Annotated in this window: 2 protein-coding genes; both read right to left on the bottom strand. The window is 36.8% G+C overall.

Annotated features, from left to right (window positions below):
- Positions 1-225: 225 nt before the first annotated feature.
- The gene (locus AC6F75_RS02935) at positions 226-1,233 is read right to left on the bottom strand and encodes an arginase family protein (RefSeq protein WP_500713457.1); all 1,008 of its coding nucleotides are present in this window, start codon (positions 1,231-1,233) and stop codon (positions 226-228) included.
- A gap of 89 nt (positions 1,234-1,322) precedes the next feature.
- A partial coding sequence (locus AC6F75_RS02930) for a T9SS type B sorting domain-containing protein (protein WP_500713456.1) occupies positions 1,323-1,627 on the bottom strand: 305 nt, incomplete at its 5' end.

Below are 1,627 nucleotides of genomic sequence, written 5' to 3'. Positions count from 1 at the left end.
ATACCATCCCATTCAAGTACCATAGTGGCATGAGAAATGGGGATGATGTTTAATTCAAAATGAGATTTATCTAAGGTTCCATCTGTCAACACCTTTTTTTCAGTTGTGTTTTTACACGCCGAAAGCACAACAAATAAAGTCAGAATAAATATCAGTTTTTTCATCGCTTATTTTGTTTTGGTTATACCCCTTAAAGTACAAAATATCTGCAAATCAAATTGTTAACTAACTTATAAAATCAATAATAAGGTAAGCCAACAGTTTTCCTACTTTCTTTTCTTCATTCGTACCCGGTTTTGGTGCTGCTTCACATAAGTGTAAATAGGCAATATTTTCTTTCCTGGAAAAATGACTCACAAACCTTCTGGCGTCATTTACACTGAAACCACTTGGGGTTATAGCGCTACTGGGGATGTCCTGAATGCTATCAAGATCGAGTTCTATTCCCAGCCGGTTTGGAGTGTCTGTAAAAGATTCAGCTTCTTTTAAAGCTTGCCCGAATGATTTAGAATTTTTGATAGAGATGCATTCATAAAGGTTATAGGAAACCCGGTCCGGTTTGGAATGTATATCATCTAAAACACTTTGGGAGTTGTAATTTTTTTGCAATCCGAAAATAAAATACTTGTTGAGATGCCCTTCAGCAAAAGCATAGGAAAAGCCATTCCCGCTATGGCGGTGTTCCAATTGCCGGAAGTCCGAATGTGCATCAAAATTAACCACATTGACCGGTTTCTGAAAGGCTTGTGCACAACCTTTGATAATTCCGTAAGCGTTGTTGTGTCCACCACCAATGACAATAGGAATTTTTCCGGAACTGATTATAAACTCAATTATCATTGCAACTTTTGCATCAACCTGTGATACAATTTGACCCAACTCTTCAAAATAATGTTCATCTTCTTTATCCAAAGTACCGGCTGCTTTAAGTTCAGAACTGCAATCTATTTCACCCAGCAAAATTATATTTTGAGGGTTTGTAAAGTCATTTGCCTGAATGTTAAGGAAATATTTTAGACAGGCACTCCAGGCGTTTTTTGTTCCCGGCACACCTTGATTGGCCACAACGCCAATATCTTCAGGAACTCCAATTAATACATATTTTGCAGGTGAGGTTTTTAAATCGTTAAGCTCATGAACAAAACCAACGGATTCGCCAAATTTGGTCTCCCCGGCCCGTTTGGAAATTAATTTTTGAATATTTTTTGGGGAATAAATTTTTAAAGGGTTCATTTTCAGGTGGGTTGTTTTAGGGATGATTTTTATTTTGAATTGCCTCAATTTAGATATTAATTTTCTGAAATTTAAAAACCATTTAATTTTTATTTGTTTAGATAAACCCATCCTATAAACAGGTCATAGTCAGGATGATTGAGGTTTAAAACATAATAATAAACTCCTGCAGGCACAGGCCCTTCATACAGTAAACCTGTATTTGCACGTCCATCCCAAAAGCGGGTTTGGTTGTTTCCTTTAAAAATTAAGTTCCCTTTACGGGTGTAAATTAAGATTTCGTGATTGGGGTAAATGTCAAGCAAGCCCGAAATTTCAAAAAAGTCGTTAATCCCGTCATTGTTGGGTGAAAAACCTTCGGGAATCCAAGGCGGGCAGTCGATGGTAGAAATTT

This window comes from Planktosalinus sp. (genome assembly GCF_059864935.1).
Note: the sequence above shows the minus strand (reverse complement) of the source record. Positions and strands in the feature narration are given on the sequence as shown.